At 32.5% G+C, this 26,971-nt stretch carries 18 protein-coding genes; 10 read left to right on the plus strand and 8 right to left on the minus strand.

What is annotated here, in order from left to right; translation table 11 throughout:
* Nucleotides 1–118: 118 nt before the first annotated feature.
* The 7 genes from HX088_RS11520 to HX088_RS11550 form a co-directional block, all read right to left on the minus strand.
* Nucleotides 119–286, minus strand: coding sequence for a sialidase family protein (locus tag HX088_RS11520; RefSeq protein WP_225532378.1), 168 nt, complete (start codon nt 284–286; stop codon nt 119–121).
* Complete coding sequence (locus HX088_RS11525) at nt 273–476, minus strand: sialidase family protein (RefSeq protein ID WP_225532379.1); 204 nt, start codon at nt 474–476, stop codon at nt 273–275. The genes HX088_RS11520 and HX088_RS11525 overlap by 14 nt, the downstream gene beginning before the upstream one ends.
* A complete protein-coding gene (locus HX088_RS11530) occupies nt 470–868 on the minus strand; it encodes an exo-alpha-sialidase (RefSeq protein WP_349676700.1) in 399 nt (132 codons plus the stop codon). The genes HX088_RS11525 and HX088_RS11530 overlap by 7 nt, the downstream gene beginning before the upstream one ends.
* Nucleotides 869–1,222: 354 nt before the next feature.
* The gene (locus tag HX088_RS11535) at nt 1,223–4,027 is read right to left on the minus strand and encodes an alpha-amylase family glycosyl hydrolase (RefSeq protein ID WP_286484234.1); all 2,805 of its coding nucleotides are present in this window, start codon (nt 4,025–4,027) and stop codon (nt 1,223–1,225) included.
* Nucleotides 4,028–4,115: 88 nt separating this feature from the next.
* Nucleotides 4,116–5,141 (minus strand): SusE domain-containing protein, encoded by a 1,026-nt coding sequence (locus HX088_RS11540; RefSeq protein WP_286484235.1) that lies wholly within the window; start codon nt 5,139–5,141, stop codon nt 4,116–4,118.
* Between the two features lies 1 nt (nt 5,142).
* On the minus strand, nt 5,143–6,768 hold the full coding sequence (locus HX088_RS11545; RefSeq protein WP_286484236.1) for a RagB/SusD family nutrient uptake outer membrane protein: 1,626 nt from the start codon (nt 6,766–6,768) through the stop codon (nt 5,143–5,145).
* 10 nt (nt 6,769–6,778) lie between these two features.
* Nucleotides 6,779–9,697 (minus strand): SusC/RagA family TonB-linked outer membrane protein, encoded by a 2,919-nt coding sequence (locus tag HX088_RS11550; RefSeq protein ID WP_286484237.1) that lies wholly within the window; start codon nt 9,695–9,697, stop codon nt 6,779–6,781.
* 224 nt (nt 9,698–9,921) lie between these two features.
* On the opposite strand from HX088_RS11550, the gene HX088_RS11555 reads away from it, so the two are divergent.
* From HX088_RS11555 to HX088_RS11600, 10 genes are all read left to right on the plus strand, one after another.
* Nucleotides 9,922–10,941 carry a LacI family DNA-binding transcriptional regulator gene (locus HX088_RS11555; RefSeq protein WP_286484238.1) on the plus strand — a complete coding sequence of 340 codons (1,020 nt, stop codon included), beginning with the start codon at nt 9,922–9,924 and terminating at the stop codon, nt 10,939–10,941.
* Nucleotides 10,942–11,100: 159 nt separating this feature from the next.
* Nucleotides 11,101–12,447 carry an MFS transporter gene (locus HX088_RS11560; protein ID WP_286484239.1) on the plus strand — a complete coding sequence of 449 codons (1,347 nt, stop codon included), beginning with the start codon at nt 11,101–11,103 and terminating at the stop codon, nt 12,445–12,447.
* A gap of 5 nt (nt 12,448–12,452) precedes the next feature.
* Complete coding sequence (pgmB, locus tag HX088_RS11565) at nt 12,453–13,109, plus strand: beta-phosphoglucomutase (protein WP_225541777.1); 657 nt, start codon at nt 12,453–12,455, stop codon at nt 13,107–13,109.
* Between the two features lie 28 nt (nt 13,110–13,137).
* Nucleotides 13,138–15,435 (plus strand): maltose phosphorylase MdxK, encoded by a 2,298-nt coding sequence (gene mdxK, locus HX088_RS11570; protein WP_171622842.1) that lies wholly within the window; start codon nt 13,138–13,140, stop codon nt 15,433–15,435.
* A 223-nt stretch (nt 15,436–15,658) separates the two neighbouring features.
* Nucleotides 15,659–17,512, plus strand: a complete 1,854-nt coding sequence (locus HX088_RS11575) for a glycoside hydrolase family 13 protein (RefSeq protein ID WP_284584242.1) — start codon at nt 15,659–15,661, stop codon at nt 17,510–17,512.
* Nucleotides 17,513–17,669: 157 nt separating this feature from the next.
* Complete coding sequence (locus HX088_RS11580; protein WP_260541220.1) at nt 17,670–19,847, plus strand: glycoside hydrolase family 97 protein; 2,178 nt, start codon at nt 17,670–17,672, stop codon at nt 19,845–19,847.
* Nucleotides 19,848–20,135: 288 nt separating this feature from the next.
* Nucleotides 20,136–21,815 (plus strand): alpha-amylase family glycosyl hydrolase, encoded by a 1,680-nt coding sequence (locus HX088_RS11585; protein ID WP_284584241.1) that lies wholly within the window; start codon nt 20,136–20,138, stop codon nt 21,813–21,815.
* A gap of 26 nt (nt 21,816–21,841) precedes the next feature.
* Nucleotides 21,842–23,227 (plus strand): alpha-amylase family glycosyl hydrolase, encoded by a 1,386-nt coding sequence (locus HX088_RS11590; protein WP_284584240.1) that lies wholly within the window; start codon nt 21,842–21,844, stop codon nt 23,225–23,227.
* 79 nt (nt 23,228–23,306) lie between these two features.
* Nucleotides 23,307–23,918: a PepSY-like domain-containing protein gene (locus HX088_RS11595; RefSeq protein ID WP_284584239.1), complete on the plus strand. Its 612-nt coding sequence runs from the start codon at nt 23,307–23,309 to the stop codon at nt 23,916–23,918.
* A gap of 120 nt (nt 23,919–24,038) precedes the next feature.
* Nucleotides 24,039–25,640 carry a class I SAM-dependent methyltransferase gene (locus HX088_RS11600; protein ID WP_188319582.1) on the plus strand — a complete coding sequence of 534 codons (1,602 nt, stop codon included), beginning with the start codon at nt 24,039–24,041 and terminating at the stop codon, nt 25,638–25,640.
* 68 nt (nt 25,641–25,708) lie between these two features.
* On the opposite strand, the gene HX088_RS11605 is transcribed toward HX088_RS11600, so the two are convergent.
* Nucleotides 25,709–26,725, minus strand: coding sequence for a DUF8428 domain-containing protein (locus tag HX088_RS11605; RefSeq protein ID WP_171622835.1), 1,017 nt, complete (start codon nt 26,723–26,725; stop codon nt 25,709–25,711).
* Between the last annotated feature and the right edge of the window lie 246 nt (nt 26,726–26,971).

A 26,971-nucleotide genomic window follows, 5' to 3' on the forward strand; every position in this document is an offset into this window, starting at 1 on the left:
TTAATACCAAAATCGTACAAAAAGAAAAACAGTACAAATACGAATATATGTACTGTTTAAAATAAAATTTTATTGGTTTAATCCTGTATCATTTTTTTCAGGACGTTACAGATTGAATTTATTTTAAATCAACTACTTCAAAAACCATATCTTGGTAATCATTAGCTTCATAAAAAATACCAATTTTATTTTTTGATATATTCGTTAAAACGGAATAAGCCGAAGAATTTGGTTCTATAGTTTTGAAAAAATTCCATGTTTTCGCTTGATCTCTACTTACTTTCAATCCCAGGTTTTTGACTATCTTTTGAATCATGCAAATTACTAAACACAATATCTTTTCCTAAAACCAATGTCGAAGCATTACAAGTTGGATCAATTAATTGTTCATCCATTTTAGAAGTCCATGTTTTTCCTTGATCTTTTGAGATAAATATTTTACGGAAACCAGCATTTTGAATGCGCGCATTTAACATCCAATTTTTGTTTCGTCAGCTTTTTCTGCAACACTCGAAATTCGTTCCCACGTTTTTCCATGATCTTTACTTCCGAATACGTAAACACCGTCTTTCAATCGAACCAATGTATTCAAAATCCAACCTTCTTTTGTGTATGCGCCACGACCAGAAGTAATGAATTTAAAATCTTTTTTCCATTCCGTTGGCGTAATTTGGTCCGTAATATCAACAGGTTTTGACCACGTTTCTCCATTGTCAGCACTTTTTACAAAATGTAATCGAAATTCATTTTTCGCAATTTTATGATTCATGTAATTGTAAAAAAGATAAATTTCTTTTGTCTTTTCATCCAAAACCATTGATACATCAGAAGCAGATTCTTGATCTGGAAAATCGATAACTCGCTTGATTGCTGACTATGTTTTTCCCTTGTCATCACTTTTCCTAATCACAATATTGATATTAGGATTGTAAAGTAAATCGCCACAATTTGGAACACGCTCGTCGATTGCCGCAATCAATATTCCTTTTGCTGATGTAATGATACTCTGAATGCGATAACATTTGACATCCGATTGATTTTTGATTGTAAATAAAACTTGTTTGTTGGTTTGGGCAAATCCCAGCGTATAAGCGAAGGAAAAAATGGCAAGTAGAATTTTTCTTTTTTGTCATGGTGTAAATTAACCGACAAGTTATTGATTTTTCAACGATTTGTGAAAATGAAAAGCCATCAAAACGAATTTTAATGGCTTTTTTTGAAATTAATTTTTAATCAGTTTCGCCGACGATTTTCGATTTTTAGCTTCAATGTCAAGAATGTAAATACCTTTTGGTAATTCTTTGATGTTAAATTGATGTATTGCTGAAAATTTTCCTGAAAATTCTTTGACCAACTTTCCTGATAAATCATAAATTTTTACTTTTTCTGAATTAATATTTAATGAAAAAGAGGAAGAAACTGGATTTGGAGTTACAGAGATTTTTTCTGAATTAACCTCAATATTATCTGTTGATAAATTTGCTTTTGCATTCCCGAAAATTCTAAATTCACCTGGATTTAGATTAACTGTAAATGATGAATTTGTATTGGTGACATTCAGCGTTGTTTCGTCCATCAAATTGTACCAATTTCCTGTAAATGGAAAAAGTGGCGCAATTGCTTGAGTGCTTGTTGTGAAGTTTGCAATAACAATTACCTCATATAAATCAGACGACGATAATAAATTATTTGTAATCTGAATACGCGGTTTTAAATCTCCAGATTTAATTGTATAATTATCAGTTTCGAAAACTTTGTTGTTTAATTTAAGACCAATAATTTTTGACCAAACTTCATAAACAGATTTTCTATCGGCATTTGTTAAGTAACCAATTTCGCTTGGAATAGGTTTTGGATTGGTGCGACATCCGTCATTATTTGTTCCATCTTCGCAATGATTGATCGAATAATCATATCCTAATTCTCCAAATTGCCACAACATTTTAGGACCAGGAATCGTAAATAGAACGGCACCTAAAGCTTTTTGTCTTTCTAAAGAAGTTTTTAAATCTTTTACATTATAAGTTCCTGATGATGCACCATATTGTAAATTCTTGTACATCATTCTTTCTTCATCATGACTTTCTGCGTAGGCAACCAAATGTTTTTTCGTAAAACCTTTTACAGTATGCTTCAACCAATCAAAGTTACTATCCGAAGCATATCCCATTGTATTTTGATTAAAATTATTAGTCGCTTTACCCCAAAGCATAATTCCTTTACCTTCGTTAATGCGATAATTCGCCCATTCTGTTTCCTCTTGTGCTGAACCATTATTTCCTAAATGTTCAAAAATGATGTAGGAATTCGGATCAATTGTCCATTGCATATCTGCATATTTTTTTAAAATTGCTACACGATCAGCCTGATATCCGTTTGTACAAGTTTCATCAGAAGGTGTACAATTTTGTGTAAATCCTTTTGTTAAATCCCATCTAAATCCATCAATTTTGAACTCTTCAATCCAATGTTTTAATGTACGTTGTACATAATTTTGAGTTGGTGTTAATTGATGATTTAAATCGTATCCAACATTGTAACTATGTTTTGAGGTTTGATTAACATAAGGATTTGTAGTAGTTGGTTCTCCAAAACCATCATTGTCGGGATCATTCATCCACATTCTAACCAACGGAGATCGACCATAAACATGATTTAAAGCAACATCTAAAATGATTGAAATTCCATTTTGATGACACAAATCGATGAACTCTTTCATTTTATCTGCTGGTCCATAAGCTTTATCCAAAGCAAGATGATAAGCTGTATTATAACCCCAAGAAATATTTCCTTCAAACTCCATTACGGGCATAACTTCGATTGCGTTGATGTTTAATTTTTTGAAATAATCAAAATCATCAATTAAAGATTGCCATGTTTTTGTCGAATTGAAATCACGAATTAATAATTCGTAAATCATCAAATTCTCTTTATTTGGGCGATTGAAATTTGAAACTTTCCAATTGTATTTTGCTTGATTTGTTTGTAAAACCGAAACTTCAAATTGTTGTCCAGTAGGATATACAGGCATATTTGGGTAAGTTGCTGCGGTAATATACGGATCATCATAAGGCGATAAAACTAAAGTCGAATAAGGATCTGCAGTTTTGATTCCATCACTTGTTCGATATTGAAACGTATAGATTTCACTTGCTTTAAGATTAGATAATTCAATCCAATATAAATCCTTGTTAGTAGTATCTCGATTCATCACATATTGATCAGAAAGTTGCCAATTATTGAAACTTCCGATTACATGAATGAACTCTTTTTGTGGAGCGTATAAAACCAAATATGCTTTTGTAAAATCATTATTCAAATAATTAATTCCTTCATGTAAATTAGATGGAATGGCTACATCTTTAACCGTTGGTTTGATATTAATTGTAAAAGATTTGCTTATTGTTTGACCATTAAAAGTTGCATTTAATGTATAATTCTGATTTTGTAAAATGGTATAATTTTTATCAAAAGAAGTTGAATTATTTAATGCATCAATTTGAGTTCCGTTAGCAGATAATGTCCAATTAGCAGATTTTGTAGCTATCGCTTTGATGTTAAAACTTGATCCTGAAGAAACATTTGTAATTGAATTTTCGAGCGGATTAGTTAAAGTAACTTTGAAAGAACCTACCGAAATAGAAAGATCCGTAGTTTGTTGTTTTCCATCTGCACTTCTAAAAACAACATCTATTGCTGTAATATTTTTAGAAGTATCAACTCCATAGAATTGATAAATAGATGTAGGGATTTCTAATTTGTAGGTTGATCCAGAAACGAAAGTTAATTTGGGTTGAGTGGTATTATTTCCCCAACTTTCAATTATATTTTCCCATTGTTTTCCATCAATAGTTACGCCTGTATGCGCATAAATATCTCCTGAATAATTGGCAAGACCTGTTCCTGTTTTATCGAAGTTTATTACAACTGCTTGGTTTGCTTCGGGTGGTGAAGGAGTTGTTGTAATTTGTGCTTTGGTAAAAGATATTACCATTAAAAGCATTAAAATAGATAGAATGTTTTTCATGTTTTGTGTAGTTTTAGAAAAAAGCCATTAAAAAACGTAATTGAATTTTAATGGCTTTTAAAAAATTATTTGTTGATGAGAAAAAATTTTATTGAGCTTCTACTGTATAAGTTTTCTTGTTGAAATTAGCTGTGATTTTATATTTCCCAGCTTTTATTTTGATGTTAGTACCGTCTTTGTCTGTTAATTCTCCTGCATTACTTGTACCACCAAAATTTGTTCCCCAATCATTATTTAAACGGAATTTAAATTCTCCATCTTTTAATGTTGTAGTAATAGTCCAAGCATCTAAAGTACCATCATAAGACAATTTTTGGTCTGGACCATCCCATCCGTTTGCTGTAGCGTCACCTACTAATCCCCAAGAATAATTATCTAATTTATAAGTTAGATTTGTTAAGTCCATAGTTATCTTGTAAGTACCGGCATCTACTGCGATGTTTTTACCTCCTTTTTCAAGTTTTCCATTAGATCCACCATAATCTAACTCCCATTTGTTGTCTTGACGGAATTTGATTTCACCAGCTTTTAAATCTGTATACGCTACAAATACATTTGTAACATCAGTTTTCCAAAATTGAACATCTGGCCCGTCCCAACCGTTAGGAGTAGCAGAACCAACAATACCCCAATTTGTAGATAAATCTGTTGGATATGGCGTTATTTTTAATATATTGACATTAGAAATTAATGGTTGAGAACCAGGAGTACCAACTGTTGATACAACTCGATATTCTAATTCACCTTCTTTAAAAGGTTCTAAACCTAAATCTGTAGAAATTAAATTTAATTCTTTAACCGTTACATCAGCCGTTGTAGCGGATGTAGAAGTTACTGTTTTAGCATTTTCGAAATTGTTTCCTGCTAAATCAATTTCTAATTCATATTTAGGTGGAGTGTTTACACCATAATTAGCAGCAGACCATTTGAACGTCATCGCAGTTGAAGCCGCATTTTCTTCTAATAATACAATCGAATTAGATGTTGGTGCTTCTACTACAGGCGCTACAAATGTTGAGGGATCTAATTGTATGATGTCTTCATCGTCATTACATGCGCTTAACGCAAAAACACTTGCACAAGCGAACGAAATATATTTTATAAAATTTTTCATCTTAGTAACCAGGATTTTGAGTTAAATTTTTGTTGATTGTAATTACATTAAATGGAATTGGATAAAGGCTTTTTGTTGCATCTACAGAAGTACCGTTTTGAACACCCCCTTTCCAAGGCCAATTGTAATTATTTGTAAACTTACTGAAACGAATTAAATCCGTTCTACGCGTTCCTTCCCAATACAATTCTCTTGATCTTTCAGCTAAAATGAAATCTAAGTTTAATTGTCCGTCAGTAATATTACCTGATGTATTTCCGTATGCACGAGTTCTTAATTGATTAACTAAATTCAATGCAGTTGCACGATCACCACCAGTTCCTCCACGTAAAACAGCTTCAGCATAGTTTAAATAGATTTCAGCTAAACGAATAATAGGAACATCAGTATCAGCAAATACAGCAGAAGGATCATTTCCTGCTGTTCCATTTGATTTTATATTAGAGAATTTCTGAACTGCATATCCTTGAGCAAAAGTACTTACACTTTCAATTTCATAACTTTGTCCATCTGTAAAAAACATTGCACGTTTATCTTTCCATGCAATAGGATTTCCTTCGGAATTAGTTTCTGAAATAGAGTTTGAGAACTGGTTAACTAATGCTTTTGTTGAACGAATACCTCCCCAGCCTTCATTAACACCATAATTATCATGTTGCATTTTTCCTCCAATAGCTGCTTTAATCAAAAATGTTGACCCTCCATATGTTTTAGAATAATTTCCATCAAAATTTAAAACAAAAATAGCCTCTTCTTGCGCACCATTTGTATCATTGTCTCCAAGAAATAATTCATCATATGCAGAACCATTTTTGTTAACATCATTTGTGTTAATTTTATAACCAGATTGTATTACCTGATTAGAATATGTGATAGCTTCTGTGTATTTTGCTTGACCAATCCAAGTTTCTGCATTTAAATATAAACGAGATAATAACGCTTGTGCAGCTGTTTTATCTACTCGACTATATTCATTTGAGCGACTATTTACTAAGTCAGTATCAATTGCTTTTAACTCAGACTCGATGAAAGAAAATATTTCTTGACGATTACTCTGTGTTGGTAATTCTGATGTAATTTCTGTTACCAAAGGTACGTTTCCATAAAAGTCCATTAAACTATAATAAGCATATGCTCTAATAAAACGTGCTTCAGCAATATACTGCTTAACTTCTTCAGATGTTTGAGCTAACGTTTCAGCATTCTTAATGTAGGAATTTGAAAATGAAACGGTTTGAGCTAATCTGTAATACATAGCCTCAACAAATGGGTTACTTGCACTCCAAGATATTGCATGCATATCTGGAACACCAACATCTCCCCAACCAATAATGGCTTCGTCTGTAGGTAAAACATTTACATTAAATAATAAACGTGTATATTGAGAAGCTCCTTCATCTATCCCTGAAATATCACTATCTCCATCTGGACCTTTTTGACCAGTTAAAGCTAAAGAAGCGTACACTTTTGCTAAACCAGATTTAGCAGTTGCTGGATCCTTAAAAACATCAAACTGTGTAAAAATATCTGGATCATTTGGTTTTAAATCCAAATCATCTTGACACGAAGAAATAGAGAATGCAAAAATTGCAGTTAATAAATATGTTGAAATTTTAAATTTTTTCATTGTTGTTTTCTTAGAAGTTAACATTTAAACCAAAGACAAATGTTCGTGGACGAGGATAAAATCTGTTATCAATTCCTCCAAACATCTCAGGATCTAATCCATTATAATTTGTAAATACAGCAACATTTTGAACAGCTCCGTAAAGACGAACATCCATTCCTTTGATGGCTTGTTTTAAATTATAACCTAATGTAATGTTATCAATTCGGAAGAAAGATGCATCTTGTACGTAATAATCACTCAATAAATTAGTATTTGTAATTGTTGAGAAACCTGCATTATAGTAATCAGTATGTACATTAGATAAATAGTTTTGCCCATTACCTGTAGCTTTCGCACTATATCCCTTTGCAGAAGCAACATTATTATAAGCATAATTCCCTAAACTTGCACGGGCTGTTGCTGATAAGTCCCAATTTTTATATCGGAAATATGTATTGAATCCCATTGTGATATCTGCATATGGACTTTTGTGAATATAACGATCTTTATCATTGATGATTCCATCTTTGTTTAAATCTTCGTAAGCACCTTCGATTGGTTTTCCGTTTACATCGTAAATTTGTTTGTACACATAGAAACTATATGGAGTATAATCTTCTCTATGAATTTGAATGTTATTTCCTGTTCCTCCGTCAATTCCTCCAACTAGATTATCAGTTGACAGGTTTTTAATTTTATTATCATTATATGCAATATTGTATCCAAATGACCAATCAATGTCTTTTGTTTTAATAATATCAGCATTGATACTAAATTCAACACCTTTATTTTCCATATCACCGATATTTTTATCGATCATACTTCCAAAATTAGTAAATGGATCTACGTATACTTTCGCAATTAAATCTTTCGTTTTCTTTTGATAGATATCTAAGCTACCATAAATACGATTTCTAAATAAAGCATAGTCAACACCAACATTTAATGTACTCGAAATTTCCCATTTTAGGTTTTCACTTAACGGATCTGGTCTATATGTTTGATAAAATGTTGAACCAAATTGATAATAAGCAGTTGATTGAGAAATTTTATAACGAGTCAAAAATTGGAAATTTCCTAATCCGTTTACGTTTCCAACTTCTCCGTAACCCACACGTAGTTTCAAATCACTAACAGTTGAATTACCTTTTAAGAACTCTTCATTCGAAATATTCCATGCAACTGCGACAGAAGGGAAATATCCCCAACGATCATTAGGATTTAATTTAGAAGAAGCATCTGCACGTAATGTACCTGTTAAAATGTATCGATTATCGAAATTATAGTTTACACGTCCGTAATATGATAACAAAGTAGAATGATCGCGATCCACAAATTCAAATTCAGGATTACCTTTTTGTTCTAATTCACTATCGTAACTATGGTTATATGTATTAAAATATTGATATCCATAACCAGCAACAACATTTACATTGTGTTTTCCAAAATCTTTGTTGAAAGTTAAGTAAGCGTCAAGTAATTTATTATAAAATTGTGCACTGAATGTTGTTTTTGATCCATCCCAATTTTGCTCTGATGAAGGTAAATTCTCTGTAGTTATTTTACGACCATTTGCATTAGAAATATCATAACCAAGATTAACAGTAGCAGTTACTGAAGGTAAAAAATGTAACTTATAATCCATTTTAGCATTTCCTACAAAACGACGAACTTCTGATGTGTCACTAACTTCATTGATTAACGCGACTGGGTTTGTAGGTGCTAAACCATTTCTGGTATTTCCAGAAGCCCAAGTGTGATAACCACCAAATAATGAATTTCCTGAATAAACTGATTGAGTTGGATCATATTCTAGAGCTGCACCAATTGCATCACGATTAGCAAAATCATTTTCAATGTATGATCCTCTTGCGTTAAAATCAAATTTTAAATGATTATCTAATAACGAAGGATTAAGATTAAAAGATGCAGTTGTACGATTAACATTATCTCCTTTCAAAATACCATCTTGATTTGTATTCGATACAGAAAAACGAGAAGGCATGTTTCCTCCAATATTTCCCATTGCACTAAGGCTATGATCAAAACCTATAGCAGTTCTATAAATTTCTTTTTGCCAATCTGTATTTGCATTTCCTAATTTAGCTACATCATCAGTTGTTCCAACAGATTTTACTAATTCACGGAACTGATCTGCATTCATCATCTGTATATAACCTTCAGGCTGATATACAGATGTGGTAGAATTATAACTAAATTTGAATTTTTTACCTTTTCCTTTTTTAGTTGTTATCATTACAACACCATTTGCAGCACGAGAACCGTAAATGGCAGTTGCCGAAGCATCTTTCAAAATAGTCATGGTTTCGATGTCATTCGGATTTAAGAAATCCAATGGATTTCGAGAACCTCCAATATTTACCTCTGATAATGGAACACCGTCGACTACATATAATGGTTGAGAGTTTAATGATAACGAACTATTACCACGAATGATAATATTTTGTCCATCACCAGGAGCACCACCGGCAGATGTAACAACAACACCAGCAATTTTTCCAGTCATTAATTCTTGTGCAGATGTAATCGATCCTTTGTTAAAATCCTCTGAATTCAATTGATTAACAGAACCTGTAACATCTTCTTTTTTCGCTGTACCATAGCCGATAACAACAACTTCTTTTAAGTTTTCGGTCGTTTTTCCTAAACGTAATTGCAATTGTGTTTGTCCAGCATATGTTATTTCTTGATCTTCGTAGCCAAAGTTGCTAATCACGATAATATCACCGTCATTCGCTTCTAAAGTAAAATTTCCTTGTTCATCAGAAATTGTAGATACTCCTGTTGTGATGTTCGAAACATCAGCACCAGCAAGAACTGCATTGTTTGTGCTATCATAAACTGTTCCTTTAACTGCAGTTTGTGCAGATAAAATCGCAGGGCTTGATAAAACTAATGCAAGAAGAGATTGTTTTAAAATCCTCATATATTTTCCGTTTTGTTTCGTTAATTTTTAATTTATATTTTTACTTCTCAATTTCAAATGTAAGTCCTTTAATTCATTGATTGTGTATGTTGTACACTTATAATAGTTACGAAAACGTTTTCGTGTTAATAAATAATTAAATTAATTGCTGAAGGATGTTAATATTTAATAAAAAAAACAGAAATTAGTCGAATACGATTGATGGTTTAGGTAGAAAGAAGATTATGAAAAAGAATTTGACTTTAAAACAGATTGCAAAAGAATTAGATGTTTCGATATCAACGGTTTCGAAGGCTTTAAAAAATAGTGATGAAATCAGTGAAGCTACACGAAATAAAATTCAAGCTTTCGCAAAATTATACAACTACAAACCAAATAATATTGCATTAAGTTTAAAGAATCGAAAGACGAAAACTATTGCCGTGATTATTCCCGAAATTGTGCACGATTTTTTCGCTATGGTAATTAGCGGTATCGAAAATTTAGCGAATCAATCAGGATACAATGTTTTAATATGTTTATCAAATGAGTCCTACGAACGAGAAGTAATTAATATGGAAATGCTTGCTTCTGGTAGTATAGATGGATTCGTCATTTCTCTTTCCAAAGAAACCCAAGCCAAAAAAGACTATCATCACATCAAAGAAATTATCAATCAAGGTATGCCAGTTGTAATGTTCGATCGTGTAACACGTGAGGTGTATACCGATAAAGTGATTATTGATGATGTCTTAGCGACACAAGAAGCGATACAATACTTTATCAGTAAAGGACGTAAGAAAATTGGGTTTATTACAACACCAGATTACATAAGTGTCGGAAGATTAAGAACAGAAGGCTATAAAAAAACATTGAAAGCAAATGGGATTGACGTTAACGAAAATTTGATTTTAAGAATAGAAGATGAAAGTCAATTGGACACTATGATTGATGATTTTTTCGAAAAAAATGAATTTGATGCTGTTATGGCAGTTAACGAATTGTATGCTGTAAAAGTGTTAAGAACAGCTCTTAAAAGAGGGATTAAAGTGCCAGAAGATTTACATTTAATCGCTTTTACTGATGGTGTAATATCCAAAAACTCAATACCAAGCATTTCTACAGTCAAACAAAATGCATTCAAAATGGGTGAGATAGCAGCCCGACTTTTAATTCAAAAATTAGAATCAGAAAACGAACACGAACATTATATAACCGAAGTTGTCGGAACAGAATTATTGCACCGAGAAACTACAACGTTTTAGTAAGTATTTTTAGGTTAAATAATTGTAACAGTTGCAATAATCCCAAAAAATTGTTTTAACATTGTAATCTAATCAAAACATATTTTTACTTCTCAAACCAAAAATATAGTTTTGATAAGCTGAAACGCTTATCGTAAATAATTAATAATAATTACGATAATGAAAAAGCGTAGATTAGGATTTCTTGAAATCTGGAATTTAAGTTTCGGATATTTAGGAGTTCAAATGGGATTTGCTTTGCAAAATGCAAATGCAAGCCGAATTTTAAGTTCTTTTGGAGCTGATGTACACGAATTGTCTTGGTTTTGGATTGTCGCTCCATTAATGGGATTGATTGTTCAACCGATCATCGGACATTATTCGGATAATACATGGTCTAAATTTGGACGTAGAAAACCTTACTTTTTAGTAGGAGCCCTATTGGCTTCTTTCGGATTAATCTTAATGCCACAAGCGGGTGCATTTACAGCATTATTGCCTGCTTTATGGATGGGTGCAGGATTTTTAATGATCATGGATGCTTCATTCAACATCGCAATGGAGCCTATGCGTGCGTTTGTAGCAGATATGTTACCTTCAGATCAGCGAACTTTAGGTTATTCTATTCAAACAGTTATTATTGGTTTAGGTGCTGTAATTGGTTCTTGGTTACCTTATGTTTTGAGCAATTGGTTTGGTGTTTCGAGCACGGCTGCGGAAGGAGAAATTCCTTTTCACTTGATTTTATCATTTATCATTGGAGCAATAGCAATTATCGTAACAGTTTTAATTACCATTTTTACTACAAAAGAATACACGCCAGAACAGTTAGAAGCATTTGAAAAGGCAGAAGGAAAAGAACCGATTGTAGAAGAAAAATCAAGTCTTTCTCAAATTTTTATAGATTTTGGGAATATGCCTACAACCATGAAACAATTAGGCTTGGTTCAATTTTTTACATGGTTTGCTTTATTCGGTATGTGGGTATATGCAACTCCTGCAATAGCACACCATGTATATGGTTTATCATTGAATGACACACATTCAGAAACCTATCAAAAAGCAGGAGATTGGGTTGGAATTATTTTCGGAGTTTACAACGGGATTTCAGCAATTTTTGCATTTTTCTTACCTTCAATTGCCTTAAAATTTGGTCGCAAAACAACCCATGCCATTTCTTTAATTTGTGGAGGTTTAGGATTAATTTCCATTTATTTTATTCATGATCCAAAATTATTAATCCTTTCCATGGTTGGAGTAGGAATCGCTTGGGCAAGTATTCTATCCATGCCATATGCGATTTTAGCAGGAGCAATTCCAGCCAAAAAAATGGGCGTTTACATGGGAATTTTTAATTTCTTTATCTGCATGCCTCAAATTGTCAACGCTCTATTGGGCGGACCTATAGTGAAATATATTTATAATGATAATCCAATCTACGCCATCGTAACAAGTGGAGTTGCTTTAATCATAGCTGCACTTTTTGTAACGCGTGTAAAAGATGTGGATGAACCAATCAAAGCATAATCATTTTGAAAACTAAAGCATTTATTTTCGATTTAGATGGTGTCATCGTAGACACTGCAAAGTACCATTATTTAGCATGGAAAAATTTAGCAAATAATTTGAATATCGATTTTACACACGATCATAACGAGTTGCTAAAAGGTGTTTCTCGTGTACGTTCCTTAGAAATTATCCTTGGATTAGGAAGTGTTCATGCATCAGATGAACAAAAAAACGAATGGTTAATTCAGAAGAACGAAGAATATTTAGGTTATATCAACAAAATGGACGATTCTGAAATTTTACCCGGAGTCATGAAAGTTTTAAACTTTCTGAAAGCAAATCATCAACCCATCATTTTAGGCTCTGCTTCTAAGAATGCACGACCAATTTTAGAAAAAGTAAATATTCTAAATTATTTTGATGATATCGTTGATGGAAATGACGTTACGAATGCCAAACCAGATCCAGAAGTTTTTATCGTTGGAGCTAAAAAAGCCAATCAACCAAATGAGAATTCAATCGTGTTCGAAGATTCTGTTGCAGGAATTCAAGCAGCAAATGTTGCAGGTATGACAAGCATAGGAATTGGAGATTCTTCGGTTTTGAATGAAGCCAACCATAATTTTAACAATTTTACAGAAATCACAGAAGAATTCTTAATGGAATTGATCAATCAATAAAACACAAACAACTTACAATACAATAAAAATGAATCAAGATTATATCATCCCGAATGCATGGTCAATTATCGAAGAAGGGTTTGAAAAAGATCGCGTAAAATCGTCTGAAAGTTTATTTTCTATCGGTAATGGAGCAATGGGACAACGTGCAAATTTCGAAGAATTTTATTCAGGTGATACGTTTCAAGGAAGTTACATCGCTGGAGTTTATTATCCTGATAAAACAAAAGTGGGATGGTGGAAAAACGGTTATCCAGAATATTTTGCAAAAGTGTTAAATGCACCAGTTTGGATCGGAATTAACATCGAAATTAATGGTGAACAATTTGATTTGAATACGTGTAAAGAAATCAAAAACTTTCGTCGTGAACTGAATATGAAAGAAGGTTTATTGGATCGTTCTTTTGTAGCTACTTTACCTTCTGGATTAGAAATTGAAGTGTTTGTTCGTCGTTTTCTTTCTGCTGATTTGGATGAATTAGGTGTGATAAAATATGATATCAAACCGTTGAACGGTGATGCGAAAATTGTTTTTAAACCTTATGTAGATGCTGGTGTAAAAAATGAAGATGCCAATTGGGAAGAAACATTTTGGGAGCCAATTTCGTCAGAAATAAAAGCTGAACAAGGTTTTGTACAAGCACAAACGTTTAAAACACACTTTAATGTGGTGACTTTTATGGAAAGTAAAATTTCTATTAATGGAAGTTATCAACAAGTCAAATCAATTTCCAATGTTAAAACGAATACAAAAGTTGAATTTACATATGAAGTTGAGGTTAAAACCAATGATACAGTAACCATTGAAAAATTTGGAGGTTATGTTGTTTCAACAAATCATTTCGAAAATGAATTGATTTCTGCTGCTGAAAAGGTTTTAGAACAAGCGAATAATTTAGGTTATGAACAATTGTTAATAAACCAAAAAGAGGCTTGGGCGAAGACTTGGGAAATGGCAGATATTACGATAGATGGTGATACGAAAGCACAACAAGGAATTCGTTTCAATATTTTTCAATTAAACCAGACATACTCAGGAAAAGACGCACGTTTAAATATCGGTCCAAAAGGATTTACAGGTGAAAAATACGGTGGATCTACCTATTGGGATACAGAAGCGTATTGCTTACCGTTTTATATGGTAACTAAAGATCAAAAAGTAGCACGAAATCTGTTAATGTATCGCTACAATCAATTGGATAAAGCGATAGAAAACGGAGCGAAATTAGGTTTCAATAAAGGAGCTGCATTGTATCCAATGGTTACGATGAACGGAGAAGAATGCCATAACGAATGGGAAATTACCTTCGAAGAAATTCATCGTAATGGAGCAATTGCTTTTGCGATTTACAATTATACTCGTTTTACGGGTGATGAGTCTTATATTCCTGAAGCTGGTTTAGAGGTTTTATTAGGAATTGCACGTTTCTGGAAACAGCGTGTTAATTGGTCAAATGACAAGAAACAATATGTCATGTTAGGAGTAACAGGACCTAACGAATATGAGAATAATGTGAATAATAACTTTCACTCAAATTATTGTGCGCAATGGTGTATGAATTATTTGATTGATCAAGTTGAAAATGTTAAAACAAATTATCCACAAGATTTTGAACGAATTGTCGCTAAAACAAATCTTACAGATACTGAGTTAGCAGAAATGAAAAATATTGCAGCAAATATCTATTTTCCATTTAGCGAAGAATTAGGAGTTTACTTGCAACAAGATGGTTTCTTGGACAAAGATTTAACACCTGTTTCTGAATTATCTAACGAAGAACGACCAATCAATCAAAAATGGTCGTGGGATCGTATTTTACGTTCAGCTTATATCAAACAAGCAGACGTTTTACAATCATTCTATTATTTCGAAGATCATTTTACAAAAGAGCAATTAGAAAAACATTTTGATTTCTACGAACCATTAACGGTTCACGAATCATCATTATCGCCTTGTGTTCACTCTATTCAAGCGGCAACGTTAGGAAGAATGAATCAAGCATATACCTTCTACTTGAGAACTTCTCGTTTAGATTTAGATGATTATAACAAAGAAGTTCACGAAGGATTACACATCACATCAATGGCAGGTACTTGGATGTCGATTGTAGAAGGATTTGGTGGAATGCGTGTTAAAAACGATCAATTATATTTTGAACCACGTTTACCAGAACAATGGAAAGGTTTTTCGTTTAAAATCAATTTCCGTAATCAAATCCTAAAAGTCAATGTAAATAAAGGAGAAACTACTTTCGAATTGGAAGGAACAAAGCCATTAGAGGTTTATGTTTTCGACCAAAAAGTTATTGTTCAGCCTTCAATTTAATAAAGGGAATTCAAATACCTTGAAGGCTTTGGCTTTCGAGGTATTTTTATTTAAGGTTATAAGTTTTAAGTGATGTGTTCTACGTTTTTTTTTGGAAAACGTATTTAAAGCCTTGACTTTTTTGATTCGTTTTTGTGTCAAGACTTCCCCAAAGGGCATATGAATTCATATAAAAGAATTTAAAATAGTCATGAATAAAAATGAATAATAAAAAATAAACAAAATGAAAAAACTATTCGTATTAACCTCTTTACTATCAAACTTTGCTTTTGCTCAAATACAAAAAGTAGAGCCCATGTTTTGGTGGAAAGGGATGAAAAATCCAGAAGTTCAAATTTTGGTTTACGGAAAAGATATCAGTAAATACAGTATTGAGTTATCGGATCAAATAAAGATCAAAGATATTCAGAAAACAGAAAATCCAAACTATGTTTTTGTAACGGTTAATACAAATGATGTAAACAAATCATCCTTCAAAATTAACATCAAAAACAAAAATAAAGTTGTTGATTCGTACACGTACGAGTTAAAAGATCGTCAGCCAAATTCTGCCAATCGTTCTTCTTTTACGTCAAAAGATGTGGTGTATTTAATCATGCCAGATCGTTTTGCAAACGGTGACGAAAGCAATGATTCGAAAAAAGTATTGACTGATAAAGCCAATCGTTCTATTCCAGATAGTAGACATGGTGGAGATTTGCGAGGAATTATTAATAATGTAGATTATATTCAAAATCTTGGGGCAACTGCAGTTTGGTTAACGCCTGTTAACGAGGATAACGAAAAACAACATTCGTATCATGGTTATGCACAGACAGATTTATATAAGATTGATGGACGTTACGGAACAAATGAAGATTATCGAGAACTTTCTCGTGAATTGAATAAACGTGGGATGTACTTAATTCAAGATTATGTAACCAATCATTGGGGAATTTCGCATTGGATGATTCAGGATTTACCATCGCAAGATTGGATTCACAAATTTCCAGGAGGAAAAGATGGTTTCCGTCGCTCAAATTATCGGACAACAACTCAGTTTGATAAAAATGCTTCGGAAATAGACAAAAAAGAAGCGTTAGACGGTTGGTTTGATTATACAATGCCAGACATGAATCAATCAAATCCTTTGGTATTAAATTATCTGACGCAAAATGCCATTTGGTGGATAGAATATGCAGAATTAGGCGGAATGCGTGTGGATACATATCCGTACAATAACAAAGAAGGAATGGCGAAATGGGTAAAAGCTATTACGACAGAATATCCTAATTTTAATATCGTAGGTGAAGCGTGGATGTATTCGCCAGCTCATATTTCGTATTGGCAAAAAGATTCGAAGATTGCTGAAATTGACAATTATAATTCACATTTGCCTTCTGTAATGGATTTTAATTTATTCTCAGAATTACCAAAAGCAATCAAAGAAGAAGAGTCTTGGGACAAAGGAATGATCAAATTGTACAATTCGTTTACAAATGACTTTTTATACCCAAATGTTAACAACATGTTTGTATTTATGGAAAATCACGATACAGAACGTTGGAACGAAATGATGAATGGTAATATTAATGATTATAAACTGGGGTTATCATTAATTTCTACTGTTCGTGGAATCCCGCAAGTGTATTATGGTTCTGAAATTGGTATGCGTGGCGATAAAAGTAAAGGGGATGCAGATATTCGTCGCGATTTTCCTGGTGGATGGAAAGCTGATCAGAAAAATGCTTTTACAAACGAAGGAAGAACTTTGGAGCAAAAACAATTTCACGATTTTACAGCAAAAGTTTTCAATTGGAGAAAAAATAAAGAAGTGATCCATTCAGGGAAAACAAAACATTATATGCCACAGCAAAATGTTTATGTATATTTTAGATACAACGAGAAAGAATCTGTAATGGTTGTTTTGAATGCAAATCCAGAAAAACAAACCTTCAAATTAGATCGATTTACAGAATCATTAGATGGAATTACTTCAGGTAAAGAGATTATTTCAGATAAAATATTTCCAATTAAATCAAGTGAAGAAATCTCAATTGATGGTAAAACTGCAATGATTATTGAACTTAAAAAGTAATAAGTCATCCTGAACTGCCGCACTGAGCATGTCGAAGTGCAGGATCACATAAAGGAGAGAATGAAAAACTGAAAACAGTTCAGCTCAACATGTAATTTATAGCTTTAAGCATTAGACGTAAAGCATAAAACAAACAAAAAATATAAAAACAAACACTATGAAAAACTTTAAGTTTATACTTGGTTTAGGGATCGCAATGATGAACATGGTTTATGGACAAGAATTGAAATCGCCAAATGGAAATTTTGTGATGGATTTCTCATTGTCAAAAGATGGAAAACCGACTTATCAATTAAAATATAAAGGAAAAGATGTAATCAATCCAAGTCATTTAGGATTTGAATTTAAAACGAAGCACAAAGAAATGGATTTCGCTGTCCAAGACCGAGTGGAAGACGATAAAGCAAAAGATATTGCGAACTTTTTATCAGGTTTTAAAATCATTGCTACCAAAACATTAACTTTCGACGAAACATGGCAACCAGTTTGGGGAGAAGTCGATAAAATCAGAAATAATTTTAACGAATTAGCGGTGACGGTTTCTCAGTCAAATACAGATCGTCAAATGATTATTCGTTTTCGCTTATTCAACGAAGGTTTAGGTTTCCGATACGAGTTTCCAGAACAAAAGAATTTGAAATATTTTGTCATCAAAGAAGAGCGTTCTCAATTCGCAATGGCAGGAGATCATACCGCTTTCTGGATTCCTGGAGATTACGATACACAAGAATACGATTATACAGAATCTAAATTAACAGAAATTAGAGGTTTATTTGATAAAGCATACATCGGAAATGCATCTCAACAAGCGTTCTCAAAAACAGGTGTACAAACAGCTCTGATGATGAAAGCAACAAATGGGCTTTACATCAACTTACACGAAGCGGCGTTGATTAATTATCCTGCAATGAGTTTAAATTTAGATGATAAAACATTAACATTTGAATCGTGGTTAACACCAGATGCTTTAGGTGATAAAGGGTATTTACAAGCACCTTTCAATACGCCTTGGCGTACAATTATTGCAAGTGACGATGCAAGAGAAGTAGCATTTAAAGGGCCACAATTAATTTATAATTTAAATGAACCTTCTAAAATCAAAGATACTTCTTGGATCAAACCAGTAAAATATATCGGTGTTTGGTGGGAAATGATTACAGGAAAAAGTTCTTGGGCTTATACAGATGAATTTCCAACTATACAATTAGGTGTAACAGATTATAAAAATGCGAAACCAAATGGAAAACATGCTGCGAATAACAAACATGTAAAAGAATATATTGATTTTGCTGCAGAGCACGGTTTTGATGCTGTTTTAGTAGAAGGTTGGAACGAAGGTTGGGAAGATTGGTTTGGAAATCATAAAGATTACGTATTCGATTTTTTAACACCTTATCCAGATTTTGATGTAAAAATGTTAAATGCTTATGCAAAATCAAAAGGTGTAAAAATTATGATGCACCACGAAACATCAGGGGCAATTCGAAACTACGAAAGACATTTGGACAAAGCCTATCAATTTATGAATAAGAATGGTTATACATCTGTAAAAAGTGGATATGTAGGAGATATCGTTCCTCGTGGAGATTATCATTACAGTCAAAATACCATCAATCATTATCAATATGCGATAGAAAAAGCGGCTGATTATAAAATTATGGTGAATGCACACGAGGCGGTTCGTCCTACTGGACTTGCACGTACATGGCCAAACTTAATCGGTAATGAATCTGCGCGTGGAACAGAATATCAAGCATTCGGAGGATCTAAACCAAATCACGTCACAATTTTACCATTTACACGTCTTTTAGGTGGACCAATGGATTATACACCGGGTATTTTCGAAATGGATGTGAAGAAATTAAATCCAAACAACCATTCGCATGTTAATTCTACAATAGCAAATCAGTTGGCTTTGTACGTGACAATGTATTCGCCTTTGCAAATGGCAGCTGATATTATCGAGCATTACAAACAATTTTCTGATGCATTTCAATTCATTAAAGATGTGCCTGTAGATTGGCAAGATTCTAACTATTTGGAAGCTGAACCAGGAAAATATTTAACAATTGCACGTAAAGATAAAAACTCAAACAACTGGTTTATTGGAAATGTGAATGGCGAAACGCCTCGATCAACGAAACTCAAATTAGATTTCTTAGAGAAAGGGAAAAAATACGAAGCAACAATTTATGCTGATGCAAAAGATGCGCATTACAAAACAAATCCTCAAGCCTATAAAATCGAAACAAAAAAGGTTGACGTAAAATCAGTTTTAGATTTAACATCTCAAGCTGGTGGAGGTTTTGCAATTAGTATTAAAGAGATTAAATAAATTTTAGACTTAAAAAGTTTTAAATTCTAATTTCACGTCATTTCGAGTGAATTTTCGAAATGATAATGGAGAAAATTTATATCGAGAAGTAAGATGTGAAAATTCGCCTAATTTCTCGATACGATTCTTATCAGAATCACTTGAAATGACGAATAGAAAGTAATCTTAAACTTGTTTCAAGATTATATAAAGAATGATGAGATGTTGAAATATGTTTAACATGACAAAACGGAAATTGTCATTCTGAGCTTGTTTAAGACTCATCTATAATGTTTAAAATCAGAATCAATGATTAAAAAAATAGTAAAACTTAGTTTATTTGCAGGTTTGTTTTTTACATCTTGTACAACCTCAAAAGTTGCAACTAATAAAGAAGTTAAATCATCACAAGAAAATGAATCAAGCCAAAAACAACCATTTGTTTGGAATGCAGCAAATGTTTATTTTTTATTGACAGATCGTTTCGAAAATGGAGATAAAACAAATGATGTAAACTACGGAAGGACAACCGAAACAGCAAAATTAAGAGGTTTCGAAGGCGGAGATTTTCGTGGAGTAATTAATAAAATTGAAGCTAATTATTTTACTGATTTAGGTGTAAACGCCATCTGGATGACGCCAATCGTGGAGCAAATTCATGGTTTTGTAGACGAAGGTCAAGGGAAAACGTATGGATTTCATGGTTATTGGACAAAAGATTGGACTTCAATTGATAAAAATTGGGGAACTGAAAAAGAGTTACAAGAATTAGTTGATAAAGCACATTCGAAAGGAATTCGTATTATGTTGGATGCGGTGATTAATCACACTGGTCCAGCGACAACTTCGGATGGTGTTTTTCCTTCGGATTGGGTTCGTGTTTCTCCTCAATGCACGTACGATTCCTATAAATCGACGATAGAATGTACGTTGGTGAAAAACTTACCAGATATTTTAACGGAATCCGAAAATGATGTTTTACTACCACCACAATTGTTAGCAAAATGGTCGAAAGAAGGTCGATTGGAGAAAGAAGTAGCAGAATTGAATGCTTTTTTTACAACATATAATTTACCAAAAGCACCGAAATATTATATCATGAAATGGCTTTCTGATTACATTAGAAAGTACGGAATTGATGGCTATCGTGTCGATACAGTAAAACATACAGAAGAAGATGTATGGAAGAAATTCAATGAGATTTGTCAAGATGCTTTTGAAGAATATAAAGCTGCAAATCCAACCAAAATATTAGATCAAAACAAGTTTTTCTTGTTAGGAGAAGTTTATAATTATTCGATTAATGATGCACAACAATTTCATTTTCCTGATCAAACAGTTAACTATTTCGAGAATGGATTTGATGCATTAATCAATTTCGATTTGCGCTCAACTCAAAAAGAATCCAATCAAACTGTTTTTGATCGATACAATGATATTCTTCAAAACAAAATGGAAGGGAAATCTGTAATGAGTTACATTACTTCCCATGACGATGGTTCGCCTTTCGATAAAAATCGTCAAAATCCTTGGGATGCAGGTACTCGATTGTTGTTGACACCTGGTATTTCGCAGATTTATTATGGTGACGAAACAGCTCGTCCATTAGAAGTTGTGGGCGTTGAAGGAGATGCTAATCTTCGTTCGAATATGAATTGGGAAAGTATCAAACCAAATTCAGAAACGGAATCATTATTGAAACATTACCAGAAATTAGGACAATTTAGACGAAATCATCCCGCAGTTGGGGCAGGAAATCAAACTGATTTACAAAATTCGCCGTATATTTTTACACGAAAATACAAGACAGATGATGTCGTTATTGGACTGGAAATGCCTATTGGTAAAAAGTCAATTAATGTGAGTTCGGTTTGGAAAGATGGAACTAAAGTTCGCGATGCATATTCAGGTGTTTCAGGAAAAGTTGTAAACGGAAATTTTGAAATGAATACAACTTTTGATATAGTATTATTAGAGAAAGTGAATTAATTTTTTACAAGAAATAGAAGATAAAAATGATAAAAAAAATAGCTGGTTTAATGTTGATAACGACTTTGTTTATGATAAGTTGCGAAAGCAAAAAAGAAACAAAGTCAGAGGATGTAAAATCTGAAATGAAAGAACAAGCCTTTGTCCCTTTTACAGCTGAGATGGCAGAAACGTCCGTTATTTATGAAGTGAATGTTCGTCAGTTTTCGCCAGAAGGAACTTTTGAAGCGGTAACAAAAGAAATTTCTAACATCAAAAAATTGGGAGTCAAAATCCTTTGGATTATGCCGATTCATCCGATTGGAGAAGAGAATAGAAAAGAAGGTTTAGGTTCATATTATTCGATCAAAGATTATAGAGGAATTAATCCAGAATTTGGGAATGCCGAAGATTTCAAGAAATTGGTTGATGAAGCGCACAAAAATGGCATGTATGTTATTTTAGATTGGGTCGCGAATCACACAGCTTGGGATCATCCTTGGGTAAAACAACACCCCGATTGGTACGAACAAGATAAGAATGGAAAAATGCATTCTCCTTATGATTGGACAGATGTTGTAGCGTTGAATTTCGAAAACAAAGAAATGCGCAAACAGATGATTGCTGATATGAAATATTGGTTAGATGATTTCAAAATCGATGGTTTCCGTTGCGATATGGCACATGAAGTGCCAACTGATTTTTGGGAAGAAGCGAAACCGAAATTGGCAAGTGATCGCGAGATATTTATGTTAGGTGAAACAGAAAATCCAGATCTTTTAGTAAACGCTTTTGACGCGGCTTATGGATGGGAAATTCATCATATTATGAATGATATCGCCAAAGGTAAAAAGAATGTTTCTGCGATTGATGCATACATGGATTCGATTCCAAAAAAATGGCAAGCAGATGATTATAAATTATTATTCACATCAAACCACGACGAAAATTCTTGGGCAGGAACAGAGTATGAAAGAATGGGTGATGCAGTTGAAACTTTTGCCGTTTTAACGTACACCTTGCCTGGAATCCCGTTGATTTATAATGGACAAGAAGAAGATTTCAGTCGTCGACTAAAATTCTTTGTAAAAGATTCGATTGATCGTAATCCAACTGCAAAAATGAGAGGTGTTTACGAAAAATTAGGAGAATTAAAAGTAACAAATGAAGCCTTTAATGGAGCGAAAAAAGCAGCTTCTTACGAACGATTAAAAACATCTGATGATAAATCTATTTTAGCTTTCAAACGAAAGAAAAATACAACAGAAGCTTATTTTGTGGCAAATTTAACAAAGTCGGAAAAAGAAGTTACAGTTCCAATTAACGGAATTTATAAAAACTTTATGAACAATGAAGATGTACCATTTGATGCGACAACTAAACTGAAATTAAAACCGTGGGAATATCTTATTCTCGTTCAGAAGAAAAAATAAACTCTTAAATGCTGGTTAAATTTTTAATCAGCATTTTTTATGGTATAATGCTTGTTGATAAACGTTTAAAATCAAAATTATGAAAAAAATAGTTTTATCATTACTCGCTATTTTTAGTTTAGTTTTAACTGCATGCGAATCAAAAAAATCTACTGAAAATGATATTATTTCGAGTAAATCGGAAGCGCCTGAGCAGCCTATCGTTATGGAAAGCGATATAGTGAATGGATCAGATTCATCGAATTCATCGAACTCTTATGTCATTTTACAAGATGATGGTCAACAAAAAAACGTAAATATTGATTCAAATGAAATGGTCGTTTCAGCGAACAATTTACCTGTAAATGTGCAGAATTTTCTTGCACAAAATTTCGGAAATCTCAAATTGTTGAATGCTATAAAAGAAGTTGAACGCAACATCACAACATATAATATTCAATTAAAAGATGGAACAAAATTAGAATTTTCAGATAATGGACAATGGATAGAAGTGAAGAATGGGTTAGGAAAAGCAATTCCAACCAATTTTTTTCCTGAAAAAATAAAAAGTTATCTTGAAAAAAATAATCTAAAAAGTCCTATTAAAAAGATTGAACGAGATAAAAAAGATGGTTCTTACGAAGTAGAATTTTTACAATCAAAACAAACATTGAAATTCAATTCGCACGGAAATTTCATCAAAATTGATTAATCCTATAAAACCTTGTCTACGGATGAGTTTTTTTTATTTTAAGTAATTTAAAATCACGCTATTTTTCTTACCAATATTTCGTAATTATCAATATATTTATAAGAGAAAAAATCAACCAAAATGGATAAAAAATATTTGAGATCGTTAATCTTTAGACATCTTGATGGTTTGGTAACTGCACCGATATTGAATGTTTTAGCGAGCAAAGGTGTGTTGCATTATATTGTCGAACATAAAACGATGTTATTGGATCAGCTAACAAAAGAATTTCAAGCAAACGAAGGATATTTAAATGTTGCTTTGCGTGTGTTGGCTTCTCAAAATATGTTAGAGTATACGGTAAATAATGAACAAAAAATTGTCGAAATTCAAACCAATAAATATTCAGACAGAGCATTTACAAATTTTGATATTTACCATGATTTAGGTGTTTTTTTAGCTGAAGATGAAGTGATTCATCAACATGATTTTTCGGAAGAATTTTGTAAAAAATGGATCAAGTTATTTGATAAGTACAAAACATATTTACTGACAAGTGATAACGAAGAGTTTCTTGAAAAACCATTGCATTATCAAATTACAAAACATATCGAAGGAGCTTTGGTTGGACCTATCATTGTTCGAATGGGAATGAGCGGTTTGTTTCATAAATATTTTATGGAAGCTTCTTTCAATCCAGATGAATTTCATAAAAATCCACAAACATTTGAAAAAATATTGGAGCGACTTGCCGAATTAGGTTGGTTTTCAAAACACGAGAAGAATTATAAATTTACTGAAACAGGCTTGTTTTTTGCACGTAGAGCAACATCTTACGGTGTTACTGTATCGTATTTGCCAATGTTTGCAAAATTGAACGATTTACTATTTGGTTCGCCAACGAAATTGAGAGAGATTACAGAAGGCGAAGATGAGCAACATGTTAATCGCGAAATGAATGTTTGGGGTAGTGGAGGTGCACATTCTACTTATTTTAAAGTGATAGATGAGTTTATTGCCGAGATTTTTAATCGTCCTATCGAAGAACAACCAAAAGGTATTTTGGATATGGGATGTGGAAATGGTGCATTATTACAGCATTTGTATGATGTGATAGAGCGACAAACATTGCGAGGAAAACATTTGGATGAATACCCTTTATTTTTAGTTGGTGCAGATTATAATCAAGCAGCATTGAAAGTAACGCGTGCTAATTTAATTAAAAATGATATTTGGGCAAAAGTGATTTGGGGCGATATCGGTGATCCAGATCGATTGGCGACTGATTTAAAAGAGGATTATTCTATTGAGTTGAGTGATTTGTTGAACATTAGAACATTTTTAGATCATAATAGAATTTGGGAAGATGTAAAAGAAGTTAAAATAGATAGAATCAGTACGTCCACTGGTGCATTTGCTTTTAGAGGTAAACGTTTGTCGAATAACGATGTGGAACAGAATTTATTGAATCATCTCAAAAAATGGGCGCCTTATGTTGATAAGTTTGGATTATTGTTAATCGAGTTGCATACAATTGCTCCAGATTTAACAGCAAGAAATTTAGGAAATACACCTGCAACAGCTTATGATGCAACGCATGGTTTTTCGGATCAATATATTGTCGAGGTTGATGTTTTTCATCGCATTTGTCAAGAAACTGGATTAATGCCTGATAAAACATTGTTTAAAAAATACCCAAATAACGAATTGGCAACTGTTAGTATCAATTTACTTAAACGATAGTTTTGAATGAATAGCATAAAAAAGCTCAGCATTTGCTGAGCTTTTCTGGTTAGCTTTGTGTCAATGAATTAGTTCAGGGTTATTTTTGCTTGACTAATTTTAAATCCATTTTCGTAAACATTGAAAGTATAAACTCCTTTTTGGAATTCTTCATTTTCCCAATCAAATGTAATATTTTTTACTTGCCCATTTGTGTAATTGAAACTAATTGCATCAGAGAAATCAACTGTATCTCCAGATCTTAATTCAATTTGTCCACCTTGTGCATTTCCGTATCTACCTAACGTTCCATCAGGATTATAGATGGCAACATATAATTTTTTGTCTCCAGATTCTGTTCTCGAATTGCGATCTACATCAAAAGAAACACGAATTTTATCAATACGTTTTGCACGTGTTTTTTCAACTTCTTTTCCACTACTTCTTACTCGGATACCTTTAATTTGTTGATTTGAAACAGATAAAGTCGAACTTAATTCATTAATTTTTCCTTTCGAAATAGCGTTATCTTTTTGGCGAACGTTTTTCTCTGTTTGGTAGTTATACGTTAATTCTTTGTTGTTTTCTCTTAAATTATTATTATCTGTTGTTAATGCAGAATTTTTATTGTTTAAATCTTCAACATTACGTACAAGAATTGCATTTTCTTTTTGTAAACGAGCAACTTCTGACTTATAATTTTTTACACTACCTTCTAAATCGTTAATCATCTTACGTGCACGATTCATTTCTTCTGCTGTAGGATTGTCTTTTTCTAAGATTTCTTGAATATCTTGATTCTTTAATTGAATCATATTTTCTTTATCGCCTAACAAATTGTTACGATCCTCTATACGCGCTTTGTATTGCGTGTAATCGTTTAAGATAGAATCATATTGTCTACGAATTTGATCTTTTTGATTGGTTTCATTTTTAAGGATTTGAGAGTTTAAAGAGTCATTTTTTTCAAGGTTTCCTATTTGATTTGCTTGATAAATATTATATCCAACACTACCAGCTAATAAGATTCCCGCTAAAGCTAAAGGAATTACTAAACCATTTTTTCCTTTGTTTGTGGGTTGATTGTTATCTTCTAATCCTTGCATACGAATTATTATTAAAGGTTAATTGTTTTTTTATTGTTTGTAGTGATAAGAAATTATGATGCCAAAAATTGTAAATGTTATGAAATGAAGCATTTTTTAACAGTTTTTTTCTCTTTTTAGACCGAAAATGAATAATTGTACAGATTTTTATTCTAAACAAATCATAAAAAAAGAAGCTGTCTCAAAACTAGACAGCTTCTTTTTTTTGCTTTTTAGAATACATATGTTCTTGTATAGTTGGATTTT

This window comes from Empedobacter sp. 225-1 (assembly GCF_030328185.1).
GTDB classification, from domain to species: Bacteria; Bacteroidota; Bacteroidia; order Flavobacteriales; family Weeksellaceae; genus Empedobacter; species Empedobacter stercoris.